This window comes from Alicyclobacillus dauci (assembly GCF_026651605.1).
GTDB lineage: Bacteria > Bacillota > Bacilli > Alicyclobacillales > Alicyclobacillaceae > Alicyclobacillus > Alicyclobacillus dauci.
This window is the reverse complement of sequence record NZ_CP104064.1, coordinates 1,471,841-1,497,377: the sequence shown is the minus strand read 5'-3', so window position 1 is coordinate 1,497,377 and position 25,537 is coordinate 1,471,841. Positions and strand designations below refer to the sequence as shown.

Below are 25,537 nucleotides of genomic sequence, written 5' to 3'. Positions count from 1 at the left end.
ATAAAAACCCGCCGAGGCGGGTTATGACCACGCGGATTTCGTCAAAAAATCGAAACCCCAAAAACGAGAAAGCTCTAAAGAAAAATCGCGATCGGAGAAAAACGTTCTTTATAGCAACACTGGAATCAGTATCCAGCGCCGCCGTAAGGAACAAGCAAAATGAATAATACGAAGATAATGAGGAACACGACTGCCCATCGAGTGTATGCCCCAAAACAACCGTCCATCCTGTCACCCCCTTATATATCGATAGCTTACGTACGCGTTGGGACTTTCGTATGGACGAATGATCCATGGCGTTGGTATTAATCTTTATCGCTTCGTTGCCTGCAAGCCAGCCTCGACGCCAAAATGTCTTTATGATCTCAATCCTCAATCCCTATGCTCGTGAGATCTAAGGTGGCCATTTAAACACAAAAGGCCACACCGGGGTGTGACCTAACAATTGCCCACTTAAAACTTAGTACGCGGCGCCAAGTCCTGCGCCACCACCGTAGCCGCCACCAAACGCTGGAACGAGCAAGAAGAACAATACGAAAATAATTAGAAATACGACTGCCCATTGAGTATAGCCACCAAATGCTCCCATACAGTACCAACCTCCTAATTTGTGAGACTGTGTAGCGTACGTGAGTACCTTGTTGTGTTCAACGGACACCTGTCGTTTCATTCAATAAATATTTCGCATATACAAATTCCGTCTAAGTGTCTCTTGACAGGTGATATCCGCCATTCCTGTTGATCTTCGTTCAAGCATCGCTTTAGCACATCGATGACGTTTCACTTATGCTTGTGCTAGCAGTTTACGTTTCACGTGTTCCGACAGACGACAGGGAATGCACTACCGCCTCCGTTCATAAAATATCCTCATATGTCTGTGTAACCCCATCCTTTGTTTTTCTTCCCGCCATTGTGATATTCGCTCTGTGCGAATAAATTAAGGACAGAACCATTGGAGGGACATACTTGTGCTTACCTTGTTACATCCTGAGTTTTATCTACGGCTGGTTGCGGCACTTATCTTCGGTTTTATTATTGGTTTAGAAAGAACAAGAAAAGGCAAGACGGCAGGCATTAGAACCTACACACTCGTATGTCTAGGTTCATGTTTAGTCATGATCTTGTCCACCTTGAACCAAGGTCAATATAGAGATCCCATGCGGTTAGCTGCTCAGGTCGTAAGTGGTATTGGGTTTCTTGGAGTGGGCGTCATTTGGACTGATCGACACAATTTTAAACGCGGGCTAACAACTGCAGCTAACTTATGGATGACGTCATCGGTAGGTCTGGTACTTGGATATGGCCTTTACGACATTGCTATAGTAGCAGGTATCCTCATGGGTATTGCCATACAATTACATTCGTTTGCAGAAAAAGTCGGCTTAGTACCCAAAGATAAAATTGAACAAGACAATGGTGACGACTGAACTTCCTGGTTTATGGAAGAGCGGCGCCATTGTAGGTCCGCTCCCATCGTACGCACATCAATCTAGTATGGCTAGTATCTCTAATCGAGCATGAAACCCTGAGTGACATGAACCCAAGACACCCCCTATTACTTATTCTCGGCCTTCATGACACTCACCAATTCGTCCATTTATACTCCTGAGCCTGGTGTGCGAATACCGACAACTGCATCTGATCGAAAAGAAGTTTATTATGTTTAGTGTGATGTGACGATACATCATTCACACATACATATTCGTGGAGAGAACGCTGATGCAATTTATTACTGTGTTCTTGAACTTCTTCTTTCTCTACAGCCAGTTGTTACGCTTGTTTGGTGATGCGCGTACAAAGAGATGGGATCTAGTCGGTTTATCGGTTGTTGCAATTTTCATGTTTATACTGGGATTCCTTGTGAACTCATTGTGGGGTAGTCTGGGGATCGTTATTGTATTCTTTGTTATTCGTCGAGTAGACACAATATGGAGAAAACAGGAGAGTACAACCCGGAACACATCGAGCAGTGAAGAAAGTGCAAGTGCATAATTGACGTGGTTTGCGTCGAGAGAATTATGCACTTGGCGATGTGTTCCGCTTTTAAAATGAGTGTCGTACTCTATCTCCCGGACGATCACGGCAGTTTTACACCCGGAGCGTGTGCTTTCTTCGGTGACATGGCGGTCGTAAAGTTGTAGGGTAGACCCCGCTACAGAGTGAACAAGCAGTGCATTCTATGCTTCTTCATCGTCGAGGATTCCGACCGGGCTAAAGGACTCATAGTGTGTCCGGTCCTCCGGGATCCCCATGTCTCTAAGCGCACGAAGAACAGTCTTCATAAAAGGTATTGGACCACATACGTAGCAATCCGTTCGTTTATCCTCGATCACGGACTGTAACCATTCCAAATTCAAATGTCCTTGCTTATCGTAGTTTCCTGACGCCCGATCTTCATCTGTAGGAGACGAATAACACACAAACGACCTCACATTTTCATAGCGATCGGCCAAATCCCTAACATGCTCTTTCATCGCATGCATCTTTCCATTGACGGTAGCATGAATAAACGTTACACGCCGTCGAGGTTGCGTTTCAGCAACGGTATTGAGCATGCTGATCATCGGCGTAATCCCGACTCCACCGCTTATGAGGACTAACGGAGAATCTTTCGTGTAGATTGTAAAATCGCCAGCCGGTGCACTGACTTTGATAACGTCGCCTTCTTCTATTTTGTCGTGAATATATGTTGACACAATGCCTGATGGCGCCCCATCAAACCCTTCTTCTCGTTTGACTCTGATGCGGTAAAAGTCCTTGCCAGGAGCCTCGGACAAGCTGTAGTGACGAACATCCGTGTACCGCTCTCCAGGTACGTCTAGCCATATCGTTATGTATTGTCCTGCTTCGTATGAGGCGATAGGCTTACCATCTTCGGGCTTCAGGTAAAACGATGTGATCACGGCGCTTTCGTGAACCTTTTTATCGACGATAAAGGCTCGTGTCCCTCTCCAGCCGCCGGGTTCCTTTTCGACTGCATCGTACAATTCCTTCTCAGCACTGATGAATATGTCGGCTATATAGTTATAAGTGCGCCCCCATGCTTGGATAATTTCGTCCGTGGCAACTTCGCCTAAAACGTCTTTTACTGCCTCAAGCAACGTTTCTCCAAGAATCGGGTAGTGTTCAGGTTTCACTCCTAAAGCTCGATGTTTTTGAGTTATGCGGCTAACCATTGGTTTTATGGCATCGAGGTGTTCGATGTTCGCCCCGGCCTCGTATACCGCATACGCCAGTGCATCCTACTGTAGTCCCCGTCTCTGATTTGTCTGATTAAACATGTTGTTCAGTTCCGAGACCTTCGCAAACAGTAGTTCGTAAAATCGACGACCGATGTCGTGACTGTGTTCTTTGAGTACCGGAGCTGTCGACTTAGCAGTCTGAGTTGTTCTTTCATCAAGCACAGCGGTCACCACCACCATTTTTATTCTGGCCTTCTTTAAGTGCCCGGTCATATCATTCACATCTGGATAAAAAGATACACATGATTTACATGAATTCGGGATAAGACGGATGAGAAACGTCAACTGAATAACGAAACCGCGCCCTAAAAAAGGCGCGGTTTCGTTATTCTACAACTGTAGTACAAATCAGTGAAAATCCACGTCAATTTGACGATGGTGCTCTGTATGCGTCTTTTGAAGCCTAACCTCTAAAATGCCGTTTCGATAAGATGCCCTCGCTCCGTCCTCATCCACGTCCCTCGGTAGAGGAATCGTTCGGGAAAATTGTCCGTAGTATCGTTCTGAGCGGTGTATGTTCTCATCGTTACTTTCGCTCACTCGTTCGATTTTCCCATTCAAATGCAAATGGTTGTCATGGATCGTGATCTGTACGTCTTCTTTCTTTTCTAGGCCGGGTATCTCAGCTGTTACAATGACTTCATTTTGTGTTTCTCGTACGTCTACTCTTACACGGGACGTTGTGTGTTCATCAAACCACTGATCGAGTACACGAGGGAGCGATCCAAAGTCACGTCGGAAAATATTAAATGGGTCGTACGGGGTTAGTGCCATAACATGACCTCCTAAATGTATATTTCCCCATATAGTTCCCCCTAAACTCAGTCATAATGTATTTGGATCATGGACCTAGCGTTAGAATCGTCTAGGTCGACAGTTTGATTTTGAGATTTTTTTGAGCTGTATCTGGGATTATACGAGTGCATGATCGAACAATGAATCCGTCACGGAACAGCTCGAAAAGCTGTTCCCCTTTTTTATATCGGGCATGTGTAACCATCTACTTAGACAGCAGACGGACAGTTTCTAATCCTCTGTTTCGTATTCAATATTATCGTGAGAGAAGAAGCACATAATGTTCCCAAAATGACACAATGACAAAGGTGTGAAGTAAAATGACCATTTACGAATACCAATGTTCAAAGTGCGGGTACGAAGTTGCCTCCTATGAGGAAAAAACTCTATGCCCAGTCTGCAGGAACCGGAAAGCGAAGTTAGTCCTAGTGAATACCGTAAGTGATAGTGGTTCGGCCAAACAAACCTCCTAATAGACTTAGGCCGTCCGCTCGGAAGGCCATCACTTTTTCTTCAGAGTTCAGCAAGCTGAAAGAACACTTGGTGTGTTGTTGGCGTCGTCGGTGGTATGAAGATTCCACCAGTCGAAGAATACATTGCAGGCTATCAGCAAGGATTTGCGAAAACAGACCCTAAGGGGAAACTTCTTATTAAAACCAAATCAATGAACTGAAAATGCTGTCGATCCGGTGCAATTTATGACGAATACTGCATTCACGCTTCCGGAAACAAATGGATTAACATTTATGTTATATTGGTCCTGAGTCCTTTACCCCCTATTCCCTTGTCCTCGCCATCGGTTACTGCCGGTGTACGAGGACCTTTTTATATCCATCGATAATCACCACCATTCAACGCCTTTCCTCCACACAATTTACAAATCATCTCCAACTGGATCTCAAATACAGTCATTATAATCAAACACATGAACGGTCGAAGGCCGCTCGCCATAATTCCCCAAGATTTAAGGAAAGGTGGGATTCAGGAAGCACTTGTCTACAACCCAGCATACCTACAAACCCACTCTACAGTCCACGTCTGTGGGCTGTTTTTTTTAATCCGTCGGCAAAGGTGCGAGAGGCCATACACGGAAGCTGACCAAACAGACCGATGGTCGACAAATCAAAACGGGATGCCTCATGTGCGGAGACACCCCGGAGAAAATTAACGTTTTGTTGTATCCACATAGTCTCTTGGCGTCCCAAGCACTTGTGCCGCGAATATAGTGTAAACAGTCCCGATGAGAGCAACTACAATAAAGAATCCAATTGCATGTGTCATCGTATTACCCCCCTCGGTCCATGGTCACGAGGTGGATAATGCCTGAGTCGTCTCTTCTCAATTAACAAGTTTCCCTTTGACGGAGAATATTGTTGAAGTCGATATGAGTGGGGTACCTTGCCTACAGTGTCACAGTCATGAAGAAAATCTACTCTATCGACGTACTCATACAGACTTGCGCTGTCGGTTTCGATCCAATCTGTCCCTTGCATGATCATCCATCCTTTCGATCATTAAGCGATATCAAGAGATGGCTACCACAGCGGAATTCAGCGACGTATTTATGAAGTCTAGTTATAGCATTTCGACAGATTGGATATATTTATGAGGGTATTCGTCAAAAACATCTAATATTTTAGTCTATTTTCATTCAAATAGAGTCAGGCGCTGGCAATGTGCTCGACTATAACTAAACCGCGCCAGCATGCGATTCTGGCGCGGTTATCTTGTTTATTCCTGAGACCCTATAGTTGAATAATACCCTCGTCTTGATTATACCGATGGGCTAATAGTCTTCCTGTTCGGTCCCGTCTAGTACGCCCAACTGCTTTGCAACAAATCCGGTTGTACTCGCTTGAATAACGATGGTCAACAAGATAGCTAGAAACGTGATGGCGCTGATAACGTGTGCACCTGGTATTCCCTTGGCGACCAACATGCCCGATAACGCGGCCGGGATCACACCAGTCTCACGAACCCAACACATAAAAGTGATATGATTCCTACGCCATTTCGCTCTTGGATCTGCCCATACGGAAGAGACGACTGCAAGAGGTCTGGCAATGACGATGAAGATCAATACCAGGGTTAATCCCACCCACAGATACTTCGAGACCAGTCCAAAGTCCACCTGGGTTCCCAGCAAAACAAAAATCAGCATGCGCATAATTAGGGTGATCGAATTGCCGAAGTGGTGAATATTCTCCTCCGTATGCGCTGCGAATGACCAGCCAACTGCTTTGCCGTTGCCACTGACGACCCCAGCTGTGAAGGCCGCCATGAACCCACTGGCACCAAGCCCACTCGCGATTTGGTAAGATGACAAGGCAATAGCGAGCATAACGATGGATCCGTATTCGTGAAAAATCCCCCACGCCCGGTTCGATACGAGCCATAAGCTTAGGAGGCCCAAAGCGGCACCAATGACAAGACCTATCACGGCTGATTCCGCAAATGTCCATATGGGCTCATACCAACGTACATGGCCTCCAGCCGCTGCTAGTCCCAACACTGTGAACACTAATACCGCACCCGTCGCGTCATTGAATGCAGACTCAGACTCCACAGTTTGTTGCAACCGCGGGACAATCGATACACGTTTAAATACAGGAATTAACGTGGCTGGATCGGTCGAGGCACTGACGGAACCCAGCAGCAACGACAGAATCCAGGATGTCCCCAGGATGTAGTGCGCAGCGATACACATGACAAATGCTGTGACCAAAACGCCAATGGTGGCCAGCATAACGATGCTCACCCAGACTCGCCTTAAGACAGAGAACCGAACACTGCGGCCGCCGTCGAACAAAATGAGCGTCGCTCCCATATTGAGGAGTAACTGATTGACCTGCGACTGGCTAGGTTCCTGTACCAAGTGAAATACGGCCGGTCCAATCACGATCCCATACACCAAATATGCTGCAACATCAGGGATTCGAGGCTTCTCCGTCAGCTTACCGACAACCAGCCCCCCTGCAATAACGACAATCAGAACTGTTAGAGCATGTTCCCAATTATCCATTTGTAACATGTTCAGCGCTCCCGATTAGCCCCTCGATGCATGGTTAGGAGGGTCCGACTGCCTTTGCTAATTTCTGCAGTGCCTCTTCAGGTCCGAGTACCACAACCCGGTCCCCCTCTTGTGCAACGTCCGTCGCCGAGACCGGAAACACAGTTTCGTCTCCACGCAGGATCGTAACGACCTGGACCCCAAACGTGTTCGGCAAGTCAAGGGATTCGAGTGGTCGGTTTACAATGGGCCCGGTTGCGTTTATCTCCATCATAAAAACCTTGTCGTACAACTCCACCATGTCCAATATCGAGGACCGGGTAATAAAGCGAGCTAAACGAGTGGCCGAGTCCCGCTCAGGATAGACAACATAGTCTGCCCCTAATCTATCAAGAATTTTCCCATGCGTTGCATCCGTCGCCTTGGCCACTACAAACAGTCCAAAATCCTTACAATTGATCACTGCGTGATTGGAAGCAGATTCGTTCTCGCCAATCGCCACGATCACAGCATCAACTTCCTTAATTCCTGCTTCCTCCAGGAATTCCGGACTTTCGGCATCCCCAATTGCAGTCGTGCAGTCGCCAGCCAGTGATTCCAATCGTTTCACATTGTTGTCTATTAACAGTATTTCATGTCCATTTGCAAGGAGTTCCCGTGCAGCAGACGTACCAAATCTACCTGCCCCAATGATGCCAATTGTTTTCTGGTTACGTTTTCCCATATTCCGTATATTTGTCAGCAACGCTGAATTCTTATATGCCACATTTAACACCATCCATACTCCAACTTATCCAATAAAAATGCGCTCTTGAACGCGTTTGACCCGAGAGACAAGTCCCTTCCGATGAAGCATGCCCACAAGAACCGTTAGAATACCGACCCGACCAACATACATGGTGGCAATGATGACCCACTTAACAGGTGTGCTCACAATCCCGGTGATGCCTGTCGTCAGCCCAACTGTTCCGAATGCGGAAGTTTCTTCGAAGAGAAACCTTAACAAACTGATTTTCGGATCGAGAACTGAGTCCGCAATTGTACCCAAGACCACGATGGATATACCTAGGAAAAATAGCATCATGGACCTTCGAATAATCGCCCAGGAAATCGATCTACCGTGAGCGACAACCTCTTCATCTCCCTTAAGGGAAGCCAATGTCGCTTTCACCAGAGCATAGAAGGTCGTCGTCTTGATGCCTCCACCGGTTGAACCAGGGGACGCTCCGATGAACATGAGAATGACCATGATAAACCATGTCACCTCGGTCATATTCCCTATCGGGACCGTGTCGAATCCGGCTGTTCTGGTCGTAACGGACGAAAACCAGGCATTGAGAAGTTTGCTTCCCCACGACAATGTCTTCATGGAGTGATTGTACTCAATAAGAAATATCGCTACCGTTCCGAGGGCCAGTAGCAACCCTGTCATGCGTAAAACGATTTTGCTGTGCAATGACAATCGGCGTGTTCTTGGATAACTATACAATTCCGTGAGTACAATGAAGCCGAGTCCTCCCAATATGATGAGAAGACTGGTCACGATAACGACAAAAGGATCATTTTTAAACCCTTCAAGATTGTTTCCCCACAAATCAAACCCTGCATTGTTGAACGCCGAGACTGAGTGAAAGGCGCTGATTCCAACGGCGCGTAACCACGTATAGTGATAAACCAGGCGAAAGTAAAATGTAAATAAGACTGCAGCTATCCCTTCGATAGAAAGGCTGAAAATGAGAATGCTCCGGATCAGCCGTACAGCTCCGTGGACACCGAAGTTGCGATCTTCCGCGATTAACACACGGTCACGCAGCGTAATTTTTCGCCCTAGCACCAAATAAATACCGGTGGTCACCAACGTCATTCCCGCTCCACCCACTTGCATTAAGAGGGCGATGACGAAGGCGCCGAATGCCGTCCATGTCGTGGCAGTTGTCACCGTACTCAAGCCTGTCACGCACAGGGCACTGGTTGAAGTGAAAAACGCGTCCGTGATGGAAACGGGTGCACGTCGGGAAAACGGCAACAACAACAAGACTGCGCCGATCACGATGATCAAAAAATAGCCCAAGACTACCTTTTGCGGAGGACTGATACGAAATCCCAGGATGTACACCTCCAAGACATTCATTTCGCGGCAGAAAAAGACCAGCACAAAGGAGTATTATTACCCCACTCGTACTGGTCTATAAATCGCCAGCGCCTGCCTGCACAGTCACCGCACGATCTATCCACCTGTCGAATGACAAAATACGTTCATTCATTTAAAGAAAACTCGTGATCGAGAATGAAGATCTCAATTCGCTCACCAGTTTTTGTACTGATGTCACTGTGGCTAGACACCACTTTATAGCCCGTTTCTCGCTCAATAATCCCTTCCATTTCCTCACTGAATTGTTCACGCAAGACCTGACGTACCTGCTTGACTAAAGAACGTCCGCGATCATGCTTGACCAAATAACTCTCTTCCTTACTGAGTGACCCCTTCATGCGAACGATGACCATGTCCTTTAAGATCATGGTGCGAATCGATTCTGGGCCTCTACCGACAATTTCAGTTTGGAATTTCAGAACCGCTTCATTTATCGCGCCTTCAATTGAACGGATTCGTTGTCCCATACTTGGAATCGCAGGTACCCTCCTTCTGCGTGCTTCCCCTCACATGAAATCGAACAGCTGTGAAACCGCACGACTCCCATAGAAGGGTATACAGATCGAAAGAACTAACGAAAAGCAGGTACAAACCCGACTGTTCGTTCCTCCTTCGTGGGAACTGCTACAATTCAAAGGCGATTGACATGTACAATACATGTAATTCCCTCTTACTTCCCACTTGCCACGTCTACGAGGTTAGCTGACGGGTTCGGGTAGCAAGTGTACACCCGTTTCATAAAAGAAATTCACCCCACTCGATTGGTTCCCCCGCCTTCCCTGAACCTTGTTCACGGAAATTCGACGTCAATCTGTACGCAGACCAATATAGTGTGGACCTGGATATTTTGCAATAGCCAAATTTGACGTTTCTATGTAATGTTCGGAATGAACCCTGACGTTATGTACAAAATAGGAGACAAGATCTTTCGTGACTCGTTTAACAAAGTACACAAAAGGAGATGGCATGGTAATGAATGATGTGTTTCCCATATCGTCATTCTGGCCCGTCGCGATTGGCTTTTTTGGTCTTGGTACGAATTATTTTGTGCAGGGCGGCACCGCTCTCTTCAATGGGCCCAATTGGTCACAGGACAGTCGACAGTTGGACAAGACCGTCGCACTCTGGGGCATTTTTTTCGGGGGGTTTATGCAGTTTATCACCGGAACATACATCATGGTCGGTTTGAGTTGGTTCCCGGTTTATCGAAATGCAACACCGTTGTATATGGCGGCCCTGGCCTTCACGTCGTATGGTGTTCACTGGATTATCTTAGGTTGGAGGCGGTACGTCGGAGCTGAATCGGGACCCGAGGCGTGGATGGCAATCGGCATGCTCGTTCTGAGCGCGCTCGGCGTCATTTCGTTTTGGAATAACGGTGACATCCCAGTTGCCATTTTATTTATCGGGCTTGTCCTCGTGTACATCAGCGAGATCGTTGCTCGGGCAAGTGGAATTCATGGTCACAAGACAGTCGGATTCTTCATGTTCATCACTGGTATATGGCTCATGTACTTGACAATAGGCGTCACCCTAAACTTTGCGAACAAGATGCACTTTTGGGTTTAAAACCTGGACCTTCACGACTGTAGGTGGTGAGGGTCTTTTATGAACATATGAACACTTGTTTCAATGTGGCTTTTTGACTCTTCCCCTAACGGATGGCGCCCCTTCTAACTGACCAGACTCTCTCGCCTCGTTCGATCTCACCGCATACCAGATGAGCATCAGGGCTAATGGTATGAGGCTCATCCGTCCAACCACTGTGATCGTATATGGGTCATATGTGACGACCTGTCCTGTAATCATGTCAAGCAGCCCATGACCGTAATAGCGATAAGCCGTAGCATTCACAACTGTAGCGAAGACGAGACCTGAAAAAATTGGTATTAGCCGCAGCAGAAACGCGCTCCGTTTAAGTGCGTTGGCCAGTACATAAATGACGACAGGCAGTGTCATGAAAAAGTACCTTCCCTGCAGAAAGTGCGTTCCAGTCTTCATTAAGTAAGTATAGGCAGTAAACCATAGAAATGCGAAAACCACTGCAACCCAGGCGAGTGAAACGACAAATACCGACTTACTGGTGCGGTACAACCTGTAGCCACCGTAAAGGGTCAGTCCACCCACCAGACAAGCCCACACGTTGTAAAACAAGTTAGAAGAAACTGGCTTTGTCCACCAAGGGAAGTCAATCCCCGAAACGGTCTGATAAACCATAATGCTTCTCTGATACGCGGCGGACTGTAATAAATGTGTGGTAAACCAATGTGTATCTCGCGGCCATGACCCGGTACCTTGGTATGTCAACGGGGGGACAATTGAATTGTAATACAACAATACCATAAAAAACCACGGGCCAGAGAGGATAAGAACAGGGACAGCACTCACTCCCGCAAAATGAACCACCTTCCATTTTGACGGAACGGTCCGCCACATTCGGATAAGAACGACCATCACGGTGATGAAAGCAAGGACATACGTGTCTGGTTTCGTGATGAGGGCTACTCCCAGCACCACACCATAAATCACACAAACCGTGTATCGCCATACCGTACGATACAAGGCGTCCAGTATAATACAGAACAAACTTAAGCACATCGTGTCCATCAATACGTCATTGTTCACGACGCCTCCAAGCATTGACAGCGTGGGAAACAATAAAGGAATTGAGTACACAACAGGTGCTCTGCGCCAACTGTCTGATATGACACGTTGTAGCATGAAGTCCACGACAATACCGAAGACGCCAAAAATAAGTGCTGACAATAAACGGGCTATGTACGCCTGGTGATTCACATTTTGAACGTCTACTTGATGGATGAATTTACCGACGAGTCCATAGTACAACGGAGGATAGATACCAACATAATTTTGCGATCCCGCCTGGTTCGATTTGAGACCACTCGCACGTTGAATATGACGAAGAGCCGAATCCCGCATTTCAGGTGATATGTTCATATGTATCGACGGATTTTTTAGTACTCGATTGTATTGCGTTACGTTCCGTGACACGATAATAGAATGTGATGCACTACTTCTCCAAGGCTGCAAGCCCGGAGGAACATTGTCGACTTTCGGGGGCAGTTGATGATACATCATATATTGCACGTATGAGAAGTGCGCTGTTTCATCAGGTCCTTGCCATATGGGCAGCACCCATACCCATACGAGAGCCGCACACGCGAACAATATAAATGTTCGCAGTGATAAAATCACCTTGGCACTCATAACCTAATCACCTTTCACACCACCGTATGTATCGGTGATATATTGCCCTCACTGCCCGTTGAATTATCCCACTTGAAAAAGTGTCCAAAGAGGAGGGACGCGTGTGGCGCACGCACTGGACACGAACAGAAGAGAACTCCAACCCGCCATTCAGTGGTTACGTAAGGTTCCCACTTGGTGGGTGTATCCGTTTGTTGTTCATCTATTGATCCTAACAGCTGCAACCCGATTTCCGCTCCTGTTTCATGTGAAGATCTTTCCGGAGTCATACCCTAACATAGCGTCTGGTTGGTTTCAATGGGACAGCCTATGGTTTATCAATATCGGAAGGTTCGGGTACACGCACGTCCCCGGACAACGGAATGTTCAAGCTGCAGTCGCTTTCTTCCCGTTTGTTCCGTTGCTGGTGCACTATTTTGAACAGTGGATCGTGCTTATCGTGACACAAATCGTTCTTATTATCTCAATGCTACTGATAAAATACATAGGCGAACGAGCAGGACTTAGCTATGTTCAGGCGATACAAGCTGCATGGCTGTTCGCGCTCAGCCCTGCTGCCATATTTTACTCGACAATTTATGCCGAGCCCTGGACCCTCTTTTGCACGTTAGCCTCGGTATTTTTTGGAATAAAGCGGCGCTGGTGGTTGGCCGCAATGTTGGGAGCGATGACCGCTTCAACACAAGGTACCGGAGTTTTAATCGGGCTCTTTCCCTTGATCAGATGCATAAACTCAGTCGTAAAAAAGTATTGGCGGGACTTTTGGGGTGCAATTGTGTGGGGACTTGGCTGTGCATTAGGTCTGGCGGCATACATGGTATATCTGGCCGCAACGCGCCACGATCCACTAGCATTCTCACATGCTCAATCGATCTCTTGGCATGCCCATTGGACATGGCCTTGGACTGTATTTGTGAACGCCTACAAACAAATGGGACTTATAGGAAACGGGATACTCATACTTATTTGCATCATCATGGAAATCGTCTATGTTATCGGCGTAATTCTCGTATGGAACATTCGCGGTGTTCCGATCTCAAAACCAGAAAAACTAAGCCACCTGCTCTATGTCACGTCCGGCTTAATCATCACACTCTGTTTCTATCCTGCAGGTCCTCCGTTTCAAAGTGGTATTCGTATTGCCAGCATATATTACCCCGTGTATTTAGGCCTCGCAAATCGTTTACCGAACTGGTTATTTGGTGTCGTGATGATATGCTTTGCCTGCACGGCATTCGTAGGTTCTTCCCTGTTCATTCACGGTAATTTTTATCAGTGAGTTTGCTTAGAAAGCCCAAGTTTTCTCCACAGCATCTCCACATTCACGCAAGAACATGAAACTATAATTTCAGTTGTAACCGTTCCGCCTCCTTTCTACCTGGGTAGCCGTTCCTCCATGCGGTTACCCCTTTTTTTCGTGTGCTATTGACTTTGAATTGTAGGGTGATCACGTGTTTCAGGGACTTTTGGCGAAAATTATGTCAGCGTCGTTCAAACGAATCACGTATGCAGTTATCGTGGTTATTGCCATGATGTCCACTTATCTCGAGTGGCATGGCTTAGCTCGTATGAACTTCTTACGGTACGATTTCGCATTCTTCTATTACGCCTTCGAAGTCGTGTTGCATCAAAGTCCCGCTCACCTCTACGATCCGCTCCTTCAACACCAATTTCTAAGAACCTTGCAGTTTCCCGTCAACCCAAACAATGCATACGTCTATCCTCCGGAGTTTTCTACCTTCTGGTCCTGGCTGGGTTTATTCCCCTTTCGTGTTGCCGCTTCACTGTGGCTCGGAATCTCCGTCTGCTCGTATGCATCGGCGGTTTATCTTTTGACCAAGATTCTCTGGTCGCGTATGTCACTGTTAAGCAGAATCACTGTCGTTTTCATTTGCATCACCCTAACACCATTTCAAGTGGACGTTGGGGTCGGAAACGTCGACAGCATTCTGCTGTTGTGCATTGTTCTCACATTCTATTTCATTCGGCAGGATCGCAAGTTCCTTGCTGGAGTGCCACTCGGACTCGCCATCGCGTTTAAGGTTACACCGTTAGCTGTACTCGTATATGTCTTACTTCGTAAGCAGTGGCGCACTGGAATGTCTGCGGTTATTACGACAGGTGTTTTGGTTGGACTAACAACAGTGTGGCTTGGGCAAGACGTCACCCTTCGTTATGCTCAAGAGTTCTATTCGTTTGGACAGACGAGCATGAAAAACGGGCCTGCACCATACAATCAGTCGCTTCTAGGTGTGTTAAGTCTGTTTTCGAGACATGGGTTATTACCAATCGGGACGTCAATGCAACATGTGGCCTTTATCGCGTTCATGTTCGCTGTGGGAGTGGTCATAGTGTACATTTCACGAAAAGACACACTTCATTCGGCAACACATCTAGCCGCCGGTTCCCTAACGACAATCGTATTCTCACCACTTGTTGAGGAGATGCACATGGTATTTGCGGTGCCAGCCATTCTTGTTCTAGCACAACATGCCCAACAAGGATTTGTTCGCTACAGGCAGCAAAGATCATCATTCTGGCAAGCGTGCGCCCTAACTCTACTTGTTACGGGAAGCCTGATGTTTTTATCGCTTCCCATGACCTTTGTCGTAAATTTCTTTGTTTACCGTTGGCCTGCCCTGTATGGCCTACAAACTGATATGTTCTGGGTTATCATGATTGTTCTGGTAGGGGTTATTTGGCAGAGTCACTCACTTCCCCAACGTTTGGGTCAACTTCCCTCTGCATCAAGTGATGAAGAGCGTTCAAGGCGGGAAATATAACCGCTGGGCATGGATGTTTCAGTCCTATGTAGCTTTACTATTCATGTGTACAACTGAGAGTCAGACGATTACCTTTGGGAGCCATGCACTCAGTGAAATATTCGACTGACAGAGTGGCCTCCAAAAGCAATGAGAAATGCCGACGCTGCCATCCCGAGACTCACACTCAAAAAAACAAGTGTTGGCTTCCATCGCATTGCGTAACCGATAGTAATACAGACGTACGCTCCCAAAAAGGGGCATAAGATGGTCAAGATCCATACGCCATATTTACCGTATTTATGTGACCATTTCTCAGCCTTTTTCAAACGCCGATTCGCCCAACCCCAGCGTCTGATTAATTCATCGAATGTGAGCATGAGAAGCGGAATAGGTATTAGATTGGCCAAAATGCTAATTATAGCACCCGTGACAGGGTGAAATCCCAGTGGAACGCTGGCTACTGCAGCCGGTTGGGCCTCCAATAAAATGGATGTCCCAATGAGAGACAGGGTGGCCCATACTTTACCCTGTGCATACCCCACCGCAAATGCCGCAAAGAAAGCAACCAACGCTCCCCCAGCACCTGCCGCCAAGGCCTTCGGAAAACCAAATTTTTTCGCTAATGACTGTAAGGTCCGCACCCCACTTCTATTTACACCTGCAATGATGTTTATAATATACGATGTTTAAACCCGACTCCGGGTACCCTATTTTCACATTGTGGCGTAATTCCTTGTGTTCCATGTAAACCATTTGATTCCATTGTATATGAATCATTCACGCAATAGACGTTCTATTGCTGGAAATGGTTCATCGATTCAGAGTCGTTTAAGGAGCTATGGATTTGATAGGAGTCACTTCAAACAACAGAAAAAATTATTTAAACGACTGATACTCATGCTCTAACATGTCAATCAGTTCAACGTAATACATGTATTCTAAGTGCTCGGAAACGTCTTCTTCCGTGGTCATACCCCAGCGCTTCAGTTGAAGATGGTTGTCTATGATCCGTACTTGTCTTCTAATTTGTTCGTCAAGAAGATGATAGTTCTTAAAAAGAACTGGACGAATATGCCTCATATACAAATCAGGGCGCCACCCTCCCGCGGCTAGGTTGAAGGATTGGCTCTCTGCCATTCACGTCTAAAACCTCGTTATACGCCGCAAATTTATCATCGGTGAGCTTCTGCAAACGTTCGATCTCGTTTGACTTTCGCTGACTTCGAAAACTGATGATGTTGCCCAGAACACCAACCGCTGCACCGATTACACCAGCCGAACCAGAGATGATTGGAGTTATCCAGTCCATCGTCATCACCCAAAGTCATACGTATGCCAAATCCTGTACAGTTTGCCCTATCCGCCGTGGCCGAAGTAAAAAAACTCCCCAACAGCCGAAGCCATTGAGGAGCGAAACGGGGTAAATTTGTGTCGTGTTGAATTATATCCCAATCCACGATTTTCATCAATATTTATACGAGACTGCAAATAAATATTACACCGGTTGTTCACCGTTGAATGGTTTTGTCATTCCTAAGCCAAGCTACAGTGGGAGGCATAGACATGGTGACAAAAGACAAACCACGCAAACGCCTAGATAGAGCTACAGGCTCCACCGTTGGTGCAACTGTATTCGGGCTCATTGCAGCCATTATTGTTCTGTTCTACCTGTTCAGATACTTTGTTCAGCACTGGTTGTAATGTCCCGGCAAGAGGGGTTTTAGTCACACAACACGACGGGATAAGAAAGTGGTGCAGGCGAACCCGAAGACATTCGTTGTAACCCTCACTACTTTCTTATAACGTGTGATGAACGATCCGCGATTTTACGAGATATTGTGTCCTTTCTCTTCTCTTTTGAGGATGACCTATGAATTTCATTTCATGTCTATCAACAAAGGAAACTAATATTTTGATGCACATTTATATAAAGCTGTGATGATGAATAAAATTCATAAAATATTTATCATATTAACCGACGAAAGTCTCTAAACTAAATCGAATATAATGTAACCAAAGGGGTGACCAAGCATGACTGTTATGTATTGCCTTCACTGCGGTATTATCCATGATGTTGACCACTCCGACAACGTATTCCGTACGGGATTTAGACGGCTGCCAGATGGCCAGGACATTCCCCTCGGAGTTTGCAATCAAGATGCAGCCATCAATGCGTCACCAGTCACTGAAATCGGACAAGCTGAACACCTAGCGGCCGGTTGATGGGTTCAAATTCAGTCACCGGGACTTCCCTCCCTTCAGCCATACTTCATTAACAATCTACCTGCGTGCTTATATTTAATGCATGTTGAAGGGCTGGGTCGTTCTATAGGGACGTCACTGTCCGATATCCTTGGTTGGACGTAAAGTGCAGAATTAAACATGGGTTTGTCATGAATGATTTGCAAGGGATCAATGTGTTATCGGACGATTCCCTTACATTGACAAGCCTATTTCCTGTGTGCTTCGTTCCATGCCTAAGCGGGATTCGTGTGATCTTCTTAGGAGACCTCAATTCGTGACTACCCTCTCGCGAAGATAGTAGTTCACCATATACTTTCCATGATTCTTTTCAATGGATCCAAAAATCAGATGGGTGATGACACACTCCAGAATCATGACAGTGAGTATATCGTCATCTGATCATGCCGATGATGGATAGTACAATAGTGTCGAGGAGTGAACCCAGTTGCAAGTTGATGTCAAGTGTAGCGTGGCAAACTGCGAGTATTGGGCTAAAGGAAATAATTGTGTCGCATCATCAATTTTAGTCAGTATTGATAAGCACGCCAATATGAATTCGAATGTTGAGTTTGGGATGTTAGGTGGGGAGCACCAAGATTCGGCATCGAATTCTGCGGACACCTGTTGTCACACTTTTAAGCCTAAAGAATCACGGTGAGTTGATGGGATGTTTCTGTGAGGCATGCATCCTGGCGAGTGCCCTCAGTCTGAGCTGAGGGCTGTCTCGTGTAAACTATAATGGGTATCTTAGGATTTCAGCGGACCAAATCTTATATATCCACGTATATCCGCAACTTATTCGTCCTTCAATGTTCTATTCAGCAATGAGAGCAGTTCACCAAACTTCTGTAGATCCCCATTTGTCCAACGTTTCAACATAGAGGAGTATTTACTTAAGCGCATCTGCTTAGTTTCATGGAGACGATCGCGACCTAATTGAGTGCTACGAAACAGACCGGTTTTATCGTCAGAACCACTAGGTACACGTTTGATGCATCCCTCGGACTCCAATATGGCAACATGTTTCATAATGATCGCTCTGTCCAAGCCAAACTCATCAGCCAGTTCTTTAATCCCAACCAAACCGTACTCATTGATTTGTCGGAGCAATACATATTCCGGACGTTCCACGACGCCTAAGTTCTTGTGTAGCGCGCTCATACCAGCCAAAATTGCAACTTCGTGTTCAATGACCCCGACGCTATATTTTTCAGAAGCCATAGCCCGATTCCCCCGAACGACCAAATCAATAGTTATCCACCAAAAATCTCCCCGTATCATGTGTTCACTGAACGATACGGGGAGATGTCCAAACTGTACCCTCTAATTATTCACGCCTTTGGTCGATTATTCAATGAAACGTGTCGTCTACATAAAACCACCCATTACAGAAGTCACCAAATAGGGTAGTCATCATCTTCGATTTTTCGGTACGTACAAACCGCTTTAATCAATAAATGTTCTATTCAAGAGCCCAAGGAATTTGCCGAATTTCTCAAGGTCTTCATCCGACCAGTCTTGCAGTAATTTTGAGTACCGTCTGTGACGGATTTGCTTTGTTTCATTCAGCATCCGTAAACCCAGTTCAGTAATGACGAATAAACTAAGACGACCGTCGATCCTGTCAGGGACACGTTGTATCAATCCCCTTGATTCCAATGCGGCAGCCTGTCGACTGATTGTGGACCGGTCCAAATGGAATTCGTCCGCCAGTTCCTTAATTCCAATGACACCTGCTTCTTTAATTTGCCGAAGAAGTAAGTAGGCCGGCCTATCAACGGCGCCTAATTTCTTATACAACGCACTAAATGCCATTGCACGGCGGATCAGGATAGCAACCTCATGTTCTATGACGCCGATGTGATCTTGTTCTTCCTCCACAACTGAACCTCCCAAATACCAGTGACCATGATTCAATTTTATAATTAAAAATGCCCCATATCGACGGAGCTGACGATACGAGGCAATGGGGTTAAAACATTATTGAGGAGTACTAGGTATGCATCAATTTTAGCCATGTTAACCCCAATGATTCAACGACGTGTGTACAGCACAAATTTCTATTTTTTCATTTAAAGTTAAAGTGCTACCGTTCTTATTGACAAATGAGGTAAGACATAGAAAAGCCCATGCAGCTCATCCGCATGGGCACCTATTATATTTAGTATTTAACGACATTCGCTGCTTGTGGACCTTTTGGTCCTTCAACAATGTCGAACTCTACTCGTTGGCCTTCATCAAGTGTCTTAAAACCATCACCTTGGATTGCGCTGAAATGTACGAATACATCTTCTCCGCCTTCAACTTCGATAAACCCAAAGCCTTTTTCAGCGTTGAACCATTTAACTGTTCCTTGTTGCATGCAAAAATTCCTCCATGGTGCCACAGCACACATTTAATTTACGCAGAAGCCACTTTCCCATGTCGCCATCGGACATCATGGTCAATGCGTCAAAACAAAACATCAATCGTTTCCATTCTACCCGAAATAAAAACGTTTAACCATGCCGACCAGAAATCTATATTGCGTAACTGAGGTTACTATTTAGGTCTCTAGCTAACGATGACTCGGGGGTTTTTTAAATCTCGGTGCTCTATACTCTCTTTCTTCCCTCATGCGCTGACTGATTTGCTTCATTTCTTCTTGCGAGCCGTTTTCATTTTTCTCATCAAGCTTTAGTTGCTTATTTAGCAGCAAAACCCAAATTATACCATATAACATCAGCGGTATATAGACAGCTACAAAATTATATCGATCACGCCCTACAGCCGTAAAAACAATAAGAGCTAGCGTGGCCATAATTAAATTTGCTACTGCGCTACGTTTCATCAGCATCTGTTTTTGATAATCGAAGAAGATCCACTTTGATCGATTGCAAGTGATCCACTCAATTTCCAGGAGGATCGCATCGCTTTACATGGAGTGTGGGGCATGATAGGCTGATACGCCGTGCGGAATCCTTAATGCGGCAGGCTTTCGCAGCACATCATGCCCCAAGAGGCTCCATGTCAAGCGATTCCATAAATGGAGTGACAGACATGCTTCCTGGCTCACTTTAATCGGATCAGAGTGGCTCAAACCCTATTTATCAAATACAGCATCCCCGCAGACCATACATTTTGCCCCATAAATCCAACCCACAGTGTATAAACATCCTTTCGCCAACCATATACAGTTGCAGCAAATAAGATGATCCCGGATTTCGACGGTTTTTTCATTTAACAGCCCGACAGGGCTGGAAATTCAATTAATAGGTAAATATGTTAACGATCACGATAGCATAGTGGTCCTGGATTGAACCTTTGGACACACTTTCCCCCTCCCATAATGGACCGTCATTTTTGCCAGTTCAGCTTGGAAATCACTATGTCGCCACCTGAAGGACTTGGGTGGACAGGCGCTGTGCGAACTCGGGCAGACGAATTGTCCACTGACGTGCATGGTGAACCAAAATTCCGGGTAGAAGGAATAGTCTCCGCCGGAGCCGTCCAACTGTCCACTGACGCACTCCAGGTTGCAACGCTGCTTGTTTATATAACAGGAGCGCAGGTTGTATGCCAGCAGCTTCAGAGCTTCCAACGCTTTGTTGGTATTGAAATTCTGACTCGAGAATTGGTCAACGGCGAATCCATATTTGGCTTCTTTGATATGATTCTCAGCGTTGCCACGGTGGTTGTAGAAATGCCATATGTCCTCACCGTTCCAGTCGAACGTTGTGGCTATGGCCTCGTACTCCCAAAACCAATCCGCACATAGGACCTCCTGCGGGTCAATGTCCAATCGACGCACAATGACAACTCGCCGAGGTTTTTCCCAGGATGTTGCCTGGTACATAAGGGAGGCAACATCGCAGTGTTCTGTATCACTCTGGGTGATACAATGCCACGCTAGGTTGGGGGCCAGCTCTGCTAGTCGCTTAGTCCATTTCAGTTTGATCACGTAGTCTCGCCCGTCTTGTTCCAGTGTCTGAAACACCTTTTCACCGGTAAACCCTTTATCCATGCGGATGGCACGGATGTTTACACCTGTTGGCAACTGCTTTTTCATCGCCTCATAGAAGGCTGCAAACCCTTCTGCTGTGTGAGCGTCGCCGGAACGCAGTTCGTCATAGATGCAGCACCCCATCTGCGATTCAAACGCTAGCAAGGGATGAAAACTTGGGCTCTTCGCTGGTTGAGATGGGTTGAACAAGTCAATCATGGAGGTATAAAAACCCATTGGCAAACCAGAGTTAGGGTCAATGCCTCCTTGTTGTCGGCTTGACATGACTTGTAGGATGCCAAGTTGGGCATCCGTCAAGAGCTTTCGCGGCATATCCTCCCGTTGGTCGGTATTCCACGCTCTCTTGACGTAACAGGAGGTTATCCAAATGTCCGATCCCGTTCTTGACTTGTTCAATCACTCTATTGGCGTTCAATCTCCCTGGCATGTTACTTCGGTTGAATTCAGCAAAGAGAATAAACGTCTTGACATCACGGTCGACTACAAAGATGGAACCAAGTGCTCGGCTTCGACAGCTGTAGATATACGAAATCCCGAAACCCGCTGGTGCGTCTAGGGTTTCGGGATTGTGGATAACTTCGTGTGGTGCCTACAGCATTTCTGTGGATATCTCTGCGAATAGCGGTGGATGCTCGTAACCGAGCGCTTTCAGGATTTGTGCCTGCTCCGGGGTTACTTCGGTTCGCTGCCGGACTCTTCCGCTACCAGCTTTGTAGGTTATAAGGTGCATCTCGTTCATGACAGAACGAATCTCTCTCCATGTACGACAGGTCCGGTTCTCTGCTACCCGAACCAAGAGTAACGAGAGCCAACACAGCAGCACATGTGCCCGAATTCGCTCATTCTTCCGGTGGTACATTGGGCGCAATTCCATGGTCTGTTTCAGGGAACGAAATGCTGCTTCAACCTGCCACAGTTGCTTGTATCCAAGGGCCACATCCTCCGCGGACAGCGTGTCGTCTGAGGTCCGAATCAGGTACTTTCCATCCAGTCGTTCCATCGCCTTAACCGCCTGTTGGTCAATCGCGAGATTGCCACGTTTGTCCGACTTCAAGTAACGCTTGAAGGTCGGGTGACTCTGTAAACGACAATGTGCCTTGGTGTGCGCATCGCTGTCCAACTCCTTCAGTCGCGCGAGCTCGGCTTCTAGGGCCTTGAGATGTGCCTCGCGCCGAAACTCGTCTCTGCGTGCTTCATCTGGGTTTCGAACGAGCACGTATCGAACCCGCGCCTCACCGTCTCCCACGACGATTTCCTTTATCTCGAGGTTATCTCGTACGGTCTTGAATCGCCCAGGACGAGACAGGGCATCTTCGACCTTCTGCTTGCCAGCGGTCATCTTCTCTCCAGCAATGTAATGCCCGCCGGTTTTCTGAAGCTCACGTAAATTGTCCTCCGAGCTGAACCCACGGTCGACGACCGTAACGACGCGTCCGAGACGCCATCCAATGAGATCCTTCTTCACTTGGAATGACGGTCATGTCTGACGTGTTCCCAGGCCATACCCAACACCGCACAGGGATACCATCTCGGGTTACTGCAAAGCCAATCACGACCTGTGGTAAATCAGGCCGGTGGTCCTTGGAGTAACCGGGTTGTTTCAGACTGTCTTCTTCCGGCTCGTCATCCATTTCAAAATAACTCGACGTCGTGTCAAAGAACAGTAAGTCGACCTCGAGGTTTAATAGGTCTGCGACCGTTTCGAACACTTCTCGCTGGATGTCTACATCTGATTCAATCAGGAAATCCATTGCACGGTATCCTTGATGGACTTCAAAGTTCTCAACACCTGGCAGTGCGACATCTCGCTTCACCCAGTCCTCCATGCCAAGCTTGCTCGAAGGGTCCAAGGCTCGATTGGCGACCATGGCAAAGATGGCACGCTCAATCGGGGCTTCATACTTACGCTGTACCAGTCGCTTGGATATAGCTTGACCCACGCCAAGCTCCTGCCACAGCGAGTCGACGATAGAAGCGGTACCAAACGTCTTGCTATCGAGCAGACTGAGCTGCACGCTGTCCTTGGGCTCCGTATCAACTGGTGAATCCCCAAGGAACCGCGATATGCTCGCGGCAAGTCTCTTTAGACCATCCATGTCCACTTCATCTTCACGCCCGAAGTGGTAGAGGACTTTCGCTTGGGGATTGCCGGTCTTGGGATTGCGTTCATTATGGGCAAGCTGCACGTAGGACGTGACAGAGCCGTTTTTGTTTTTTCGTGATATCCGCCGTATATACATGTCTACATTTTAAAACAAAACGTTTGATAAAGTCAATAATTGTGGATAAAACTACGAGTTATCCACAGAAATTCGCATGCCTACAAAATTTTGAGAAAATGCCTACACAAAAGAACCGAAATTCCGCGCCACTACGGGATTCCGGTTATCCACAAATGCTTATAAGTGGGTTGTAACTGTCGAACCCGAGAAGTTCCCATGCCCAAATTGCGGCAGTCAGAACACGGACATCTACGACCGCGACACTCGCTCATGGAGGCACCTCAATCACTTTGAGCACGACACATACATTCACGCCAAAGTGCCTCGAATCTGGTGCCATGATTGCTCGAAGGACAAGGGGGGTGTACGGACCATCGAAGTGCCCTGGGCACGCAAACGCGGGCATTTCTCATACGGCTTCGAGGCATTCATCCTTCAACTGGTTCGCGAGATGCCCGTTCTGGCAGTTGCACGTCTAGTCGGGGAACATGATACCCGTATCTGGCGTATCGTTCGCCACTATGTGAATCAGGCTCGCGAATCACAAGACTTCTCAGATGTTCACCACATTGCGGTTGACGAAACCTCTACAGCTCGCGGTCATCACTACGTGACCGTTGTTGCAGATACAGAGCAAAGACGGGTAATCTTCGTCACGCATGGCAAAGACATGAGTACCCTTACGCGATTCGTCGATGATTTCACGCGACATGGCGGCGACCCAGATGAAATCGAAACTGTCTGCTCCGACATGTCTCCAGCATTTATTGCTGGTGTTCACAAATACTTTCCTGACGCTTCACTCACATTTGACAAGTTCCATGTTACGAAAGTAATCGGTGAAGCGGTGGACAAAGTACGCCGTGAAGAACAACGCACACAGCCCATGCTCAAACAATCCAGGTACATTTGGCTGAAGAATGAGCACAATTTGACAAGCAAGCAAAAAGAGCGATTACAGGAGCTTCGGCACTTAAATCTCAAGACGGCAAAGGCATACCAGATGATGCTGACATTCAAAGAGCTTTGGATACAGCCAAAGTCCCTTGCCAAGCCGTTTCTGGACAAGTGGTACTTCTGGGCCACGCATTCGCGGCTCAAACCAATGATTGACGCCGCTAAAACCATTCGCCGCCACCAAACTGGCATACTGTCTTGGTTTGATAGCAGAGTGAATAATGCCCTGATTGAAAGTATGAACAGTCTCATCCAAGCCATGAAACGAAGAGCGAAGGGTTATCGCAACGTCGAGAACTATATCTCTATGATTTACCTGTTGCTAGGCAAGTTGTCCTTCGCTTTACCCACCTAAAACAGCGAGGAGGCAAAACTTGCCCTTCCATGATGATGCGGATTGAACCCTACAGCAGATTGTTCCTGGTTTCCAAACACCGTCTCCACTGAAGAATCTATGTCAACGACAATGTCATGTCCTTTGGGGAGTAGCGACTTAAGTACAAGGCGCTGTGCCGAGCGGATCGCCTCCATACCAACAGGGGAGCCTAGCCGCTTCAAGTCCTTGTACAGCAGCGTTGTATCTGGCAGCTTCGGCAGATCCAGCTTGAGCATAAGAAGGGGATCATGCTCAATGTCCTCGAAGTGGAAAATTCGTTCCTGACCCAGCAATGTACCGAGGACGAACGTAAGAGCAACGTCATCCATTTGGAATTGAGCGTCTTTCCGTTTGCCAAGTTCCTCTGTGCAAAAATACTTATCCATACCGGTTTGGAGGACGAAATCGATGAGTCCTGCCGCCCCGCCAAATGCAGTGGCAGAATTGAGGTCGAAGTGAGTATGTATTTTACAGCTTTTCCGGCGGCGGTGTTTTCGTGTATGCTTATGTTGTTTCACCTTAAAGGTGCTCCTTTCATGCTAG

The 25,537-nt window shown here is 46.9% G+C and carries 27 protein-coding genes, 2 pseudogenes and 1 riboswitch; of the genes and pseudogenes, 10 read left to right on the top strand and 19 right to left on the bottom strand.

The annotated features are described in order from the left end of the window. Nucleotides 1-460: 460 nt before the first annotated feature. Nucleotides 461-589 carry a hypothetical protein gene (locus NZD86_RS07445; RefSeq protein ID WP_268045877.1) on the bottom strand — a complete coding sequence of 43 codons (129 nt, stop codon included), beginning with the start codon at nt 587-589 and terminating at the stop codon, nt 461-463. Between the two features lie 379 nt (nt 590-968). On the opposite strand from NZD86_RS07445, the gene NZD86_RS07440 reads away from it, so the two are divergent. Both NZD86_RS07440 and NZD86_RS07435 read left to right on the top strand, forming a co-directional pair. After that, on the top strand, nt 969-1,427 hold the full coding sequence (locus NZD86_RS07440; protein WP_268045876.1) for an MgtC/SapB family protein: 459 nt from the start codon (nt 969-971) through the stop codon (nt 1,425-1,427). Nucleotides 1,428-1,719: 292 nt separating this feature from the next. After that, nucleotides 1,720-1,992: a hypothetical protein gene (locus NZD86_RS07435; RefSeq protein WP_268045875.1), complete on the top strand. Its 273-nt coding sequence runs from the start codon at nt 1,720-1,722 to the stop codon at nt 1,990-1,992. 185 nt (nt 1,993-2,177) lie between these two features. Here NZD86_RS07435 and hmpA read toward each other — a convergent pair whose 3' ends face one another. From hmpA to NZD86_RS07405, 7 genes are all read right to left on the bottom strand, one after another. Next, entirely contained in the window at nt 2,178-3,236 is a 1,059-nt protein-coding gene (gene hmpA / locus NZD86_RS07430; RefSeq protein WP_326492664.1) for an NO-inducible flavohemoprotein, read from the bottom strand. A gap of 6 nt (nt 3,237-3,242) precedes the next feature. After that, complete coding sequence (locus tag NZD86_RS24475) at nt 3,243-3,464, bottom strand: globin family protein (protein WP_326492643.1); 222 nt, start codon at nt 3,462-3,464, stop codon at nt 3,243-3,245. 126 nt (nt 3,465-3,590) lie between these two features. Beyond that, nucleotides 3,591-4,016, bottom strand: coding sequence for an Hsp20/alpha crystallin family protein (locus NZD86_RS07425; protein WP_268045874.1), 426 nt, complete (start codon nt 4,014-4,016; stop codon nt 3,591-3,593). Between the two features lie 1,807 nt (nt 4,017-5,823). Continuing rightward, complete coding sequence (locus NZD86_RS07420; protein WP_268045873.1) at nt 5,824-7,068, bottom strand: cation:proton antiporter; 1,245 nt, start codon at nt 7,066-7,068, stop codon at nt 5,824-5,826. Nucleotides 7,069-7,102: 34 nt separating this feature from the next. Then, the gene (locus NZD86_RS07415; protein ID WP_268045872.1) at nt 7,103-7,822 is read right to left on the bottom strand and encodes a potassium channel family protein; all 720 of its coding nucleotides are present in this window, start codon (nt 7,820-7,822) and stop codon (nt 7,103-7,105) included. A 15-nt stretch (nt 7,823-7,837) separates the two neighbouring features. After that, nucleotides 7,838-9,178, bottom strand: coding sequence for a TrkH family potassium uptake protein (locus NZD86_RS07410; protein WP_268045871.1), 1,341 nt, complete (start codon nt 9,176-9,178; stop codon nt 7,838-7,840). A gap of 125 nt (nt 9,179-9,303) precedes the next feature. Further along, nucleotides 9,304-9,666: a Na-translocating system protein MpsC family protein gene (locus tag NZD86_RS07405; RefSeq protein ID WP_268045870.1), complete on the bottom strand. Its 363-nt coding sequence runs from the start codon at nt 9,664-9,666 to the stop codon at nt 9,304-9,306. 204 nt (nt 9,667-9,870) lie between these two features. Beyond that, a riboswitch (cyclic di-AMP (ydaO/yuaA leader) is annotated at nt 9,871-10,015 on the bottom strand. A gap of 156 nt (nt 10,016-10,171) precedes the next feature. Here NZD86_RS07405 and NZD86_RS07400 point away from each other — a divergent pair. Then, complete coding sequence (locus NZD86_RS07400; protein ID WP_268045869.1) at nt 10,172-10,768, top strand: hypothetical protein; 597 nt, start codon at nt 10,172-10,174, stop codon at nt 10,766-10,768. Nucleotides 10,769-10,828: 60 nt separating this feature from the next. Here the strand turns inward: NZD86_RS07400 and NZD86_RS07395 are convergent, their stop codons facing one another. Then, nucleotides 10,829-12,427, bottom strand: a complete 1,599-nt coding sequence (locus tag NZD86_RS07395) for a DUF2142 domain-containing protein (protein WP_268045868.1) — start codon at nt 12,425-12,427, stop codon at nt 10,829-10,831. Nucleotides 12,428-12,530: 103 nt separating this feature from the next. Here NZD86_RS07395 and NZD86_RS07390 point away from each other — a divergent pair, with 103 nt between their 5' ends. Together NZD86_RS07390 and NZD86_RS07385 are read left to right on the top strand one after the other, a co-directional pair. Continuing rightward, nucleotides 12,531-13,706 carry a hypothetical protein gene (locus tag NZD86_RS07390; protein WP_268045867.1) on the top strand — a complete coding sequence of 392 codons (1,176 nt, stop codon included), beginning with the start codon at nt 12,531-12,533 and terminating at the stop codon, nt 13,704-13,706. 172 nt (nt 13,707-13,878) lie between these two features. Further along, entirely contained in the window at nt 13,879-15,210 is a 1,332-nt protein-coding gene (locus NZD86_RS07385) for a glycosyltransferase family 87 protein (protein WP_268045866.1), read from the top strand. An 89-nt stretch (nt 15,211-15,299) separates the two neighbouring features. Here the strand turns inward: NZD86_RS07385 and NZD86_RS07380 are convergent, their stop codons facing one another. From NZD86_RS07380 to NZD86_RS07370, 3 genes are all read right to left on the bottom strand, one after another. Further along, a complete protein-coding gene (locus NZD86_RS07380) occupies nt 15,300-15,833 on the bottom strand; it encodes a small multi-drug export protein (RefSeq protein WP_268045865.1) in 534 nt (177 codons plus the stop codon). A 235-nt stretch (nt 15,834-16,068) separates the two neighbouring features. Further along, a complete protein-coding gene (locus NZD86_RS07375; protein ID WP_268045864.1) occupies nt 16,069-16,278 on the bottom strand; it encodes a hypothetical protein in 210 nt (69 codons plus the stop codon). A 1-nt stretch (nt 16,279) separates the two neighbouring features. Then, nucleotides 16,280-16,501, bottom strand: a complete 222-nt coding sequence (locus NZD86_RS07370) for a hypothetical protein (RefSeq protein WP_268045863.1) — start codon at nt 16,499-16,501, stop codon at nt 16,280-16,282. A 254-nt stretch (nt 16,502-16,755) separates the two neighbouring features. On the opposite strand from NZD86_RS07370, the gene NZD86_RS07365 reads away from it, so the two are divergent. From NZD86_RS07365 to NZD86_RS07355, 3 genes are all read left to right on the top strand, one after another. Then, nucleotides 16,756-16,893, top strand: a complete 138-nt coding sequence (locus NZD86_RS07365) for a hypothetical protein (protein ID WP_268045862.1) — start codon at nt 16,756-16,758, stop codon at nt 16,891-16,893. Between the two features lie 330 nt (nt 16,894-17,223). Continuing rightward, nucleotides 17,224-17,415: a hypothetical protein gene (locus tag NZD86_RS07360; protein ID WP_268045861.1), complete on the top strand. Its 192-nt coding sequence runs from the start codon at nt 17,224-17,226 to the stop codon at nt 17,413-17,415. A 490-nt stretch (nt 17,416-17,905) separates the two neighbouring features. After that, nucleotides 17,906-18,094: a DUF1540 domain-containing protein gene (locus NZD86_RS07355; RefSeq protein WP_407655244.1), complete on the top strand. Its 189-nt coding sequence runs from the start codon at nt 17,906-17,908 to the stop codon at nt 18,092-18,094. 137 nt (nt 18,095-18,231) lie between these two features. On the opposite strand, the gene NZD86_RS07350 is transcribed toward NZD86_RS07355, so the two are convergent. The 5 genes from NZD86_RS07350 to NZD86_RS07330 form a co-directional block, all read right to left on the bottom strand. Continuing rightward, nucleotides 18,232-18,657: a MarR family winged helix-turn-helix transcriptional regulator gene (locus NZD86_RS07350; RefSeq protein WP_268045859.1), complete on the bottom strand. Its 426-nt coding sequence runs from the start codon at nt 18,655-18,657 to the stop codon at nt 18,232-18,234. 225 nt (nt 18,658-18,882) lie between these two features. Continuing rightward, the gene (locus NZD86_RS07345; protein WP_268045858.1) at nt 18,883-19,317 is read right to left on the bottom strand and encodes a MarR family winged helix-turn-helix transcriptional regulator; all 435 of its coding nucleotides are present in this window, start codon (nt 19,315-19,317) and stop codon (nt 18,883-18,885) included. Nucleotides 19,318-19,597: 280 nt separating this feature from the next. After that, nucleotides 19,598-19,798 carry a cold-shock protein gene (locus tag NZD86_RS07340; RefSeq protein ID WP_268045857.1) on the bottom strand — a complete coding sequence of 67 codons (201 nt, stop codon included), beginning with the start codon at nt 19,796-19,798 and terminating at the stop codon, nt 19,598-19,600. A gap of 195 nt (nt 19,799-19,993) precedes the next feature. Beyond that, nucleotides 19,994-20,272 (bottom strand): hypothetical protein, encoded by a 279-nt coding sequence (locus NZD86_RS07335; RefSeq protein WP_268045856.1) that lies wholly within the window; start codon nt 20,270-20,272, stop codon nt 19,994-19,996. Nucleotides 20,273-20,707: 435 nt separating this feature from the next. Continuing rightward, nucleotides 20,708-21,751 (bottom strand): transposase, encoded by a 1,044-nt coding sequence (locus NZD86_RS07330; RefSeq protein WP_268045855.1) that lies wholly within the window; start codon nt 21,749-21,751, stop codon nt 20,708-20,710. 55 nt (nt 21,752-21,806) lie between these two features. On the opposite strand from NZD86_RS07330, the gene NZD86_RS07325 reads away from it, so the two are divergent. Next, a complete protein-coding gene (locus tag NZD86_RS07325) occupies nt 21,807-21,995 on the top strand; it encodes a hypothetical protein (protein WP_268045854.1) in 189 nt (62 codons plus the stop codon). A 33-nt stretch (nt 21,996-22,028) separates the two neighbouring features. On the opposite strand, the pseudogene NZD86_RS24700 reads toward NZD86_RS07325, so the two are convergent. Then, nucleotides 22,029-23,679: pseudogene (locus NZD86_RS24700) on the bottom strand (IS1634 family transposase). A 187-nt stretch (nt 23,680-23,866) separates the two neighbouring features. Here NZD86_RS24700 and NZD86_RS07310 point away from each other — a divergent pair. Then, nucleotides 23,867-24,973, top strand: a pseudogene (locus tag NZD86_RS07310) (ISL3 family transposase); the annotation flags it as partial. On the opposite strand, the gene NZD86_RS07305 reads toward NZD86_RS07310, so the two are convergent. Beyond that, the gene (locus NZD86_RS07305) at nt 24,970-25,512 is read right to left on the bottom strand and encodes a hypothetical protein (protein WP_268045851.1); all 543 of its coding nucleotides are present in this window, start codon (nt 25,510-25,512) and stop codon (nt 24,970-24,972) included. The pseudogene NZD86_RS07310 and the gene NZD86_RS07305 overlap by 4 nt on opposite strands. Between the last annotated feature and the right edge of the window lie 25 nt (nt 25,513-25,537).

What these genes read in the sequence shown, in the direction of transcription:
- NZD86_RS07445 (WP_268045877.1), bottom strand. Translation starts at nt 589, where the DNA reads ATGGGAGCATTTGGTGGCTATACTCAATGGGCAGTCGTATTTCTAATT.
- NZD86_RS07435 (WP_268045875.1), top strand. Translation starts at nt 1,720, where the DNA reads ATGCAATTTATTACTGTGTTCTTGAACTTCTTCTTTCTCTACAGCCAG.
- NZD86_RS07425 (WP_268045874.1), bottom strand. Translation starts at nt 4,016, where the DNA reads ATGGCACTAACCCCGTACGACCCATTTAATATTTTCCGACGTGACTTT.
- NZD86_RS07420 (WP_268045873.1), bottom strand. Translation starts at nt 7,068, where the DNA reads ATGTTACAAATGGATAATTGGGAACATGCTCTAACAGTTCTGATTGTC.
- NZD86_RS07410 (WP_268045871.1), bottom strand. Translation starts at nt 9,178, where the DNA reads ATGAATGTCTTGGAGGTGTACATCCTGGGATTTCGTATCAGTCCTCCG.
- NZD86_RS07405 (WP_268045870.1), bottom strand. Translation starts at nt 9,666, where the DNA reads ATGGGACAACGAATCCGTTCAATTGAAGGCGCGATAAATGAAGCGGTT.
- NZD86_RS07400 (WP_268045869.1), top strand. Translation starts at nt 10,172, where the DNA reads ATGAATGATGTGTTTCCCATATCGTCATTCTGGCCCGTCGCGATTGGC.
- NZD86_RS07395 (WP_268045868.1), bottom strand. Translation starts at nt 12,427, where the DNA reads ATGAGTGCCAAGGTGATTTTATCACTGCGAACATTTATATTGTTCGCG.
- NZD86_RS07370 (WP_268045863.1), bottom strand. Translation starts at nt 16,501, where the DNA reads ATGGACTGGATAACTCCAATCATCTCTGGTTCGGCTGGTGTAATCGGT.
- NZD86_RS07365 (WP_268045862.1), top strand. Translation starts at nt 16,756, where the DNA reads ATGGTGACAAAAGACAAACCACGCAAACGCCTAGATAGAGCTACAGGC.
- NZD86_RS07360 (WP_268045861.1), top strand. Translation starts at nt 17,224, where the DNA reads ATGACTGTTATGTATTGCCTTCACTGCGGTATTATCCATGATGTTGAC.
- NZD86_RS07350 (WP_268045859.1), bottom strand. Translation starts at nt 18,657, where the DNA reads ATGGCTTCTGAAAAATATAGCGTCGGGGTCATTGAACACGAAGTTGCA.
- NZD86_RS07340 (WP_268045857.1), bottom strand. Translation starts at nt 19,798, where the DNA reads ATGCAACAAGGAACAGTTAAATGGTTCAACGCTGAAAAAGGCTTTGGG.
- NZD86_RS07335 (WP_268045856.1), bottom strand. Translation starts at nt 20,272, where the DNA reads ATGCTGATGAAACGTAGCGCAGTAGCAAATTTAATTATGGCCACGCTA.
- NZD86_RS07330 (WP_268045855.1), bottom strand. Translation starts at nt 21,751, where the DNA reads ATGCCGCGAAAGCTCTTGACGGATGCCCAACTTGGCATCCTACAAGTC.
- NZD86_RS07325 (WP_268045854.1), top strand. Translation starts at nt 21,807, where the DNA reads ATGTCCGATCCCGTTCTTGACTTGTTCAATCACTCTATTGGCGTTCAA.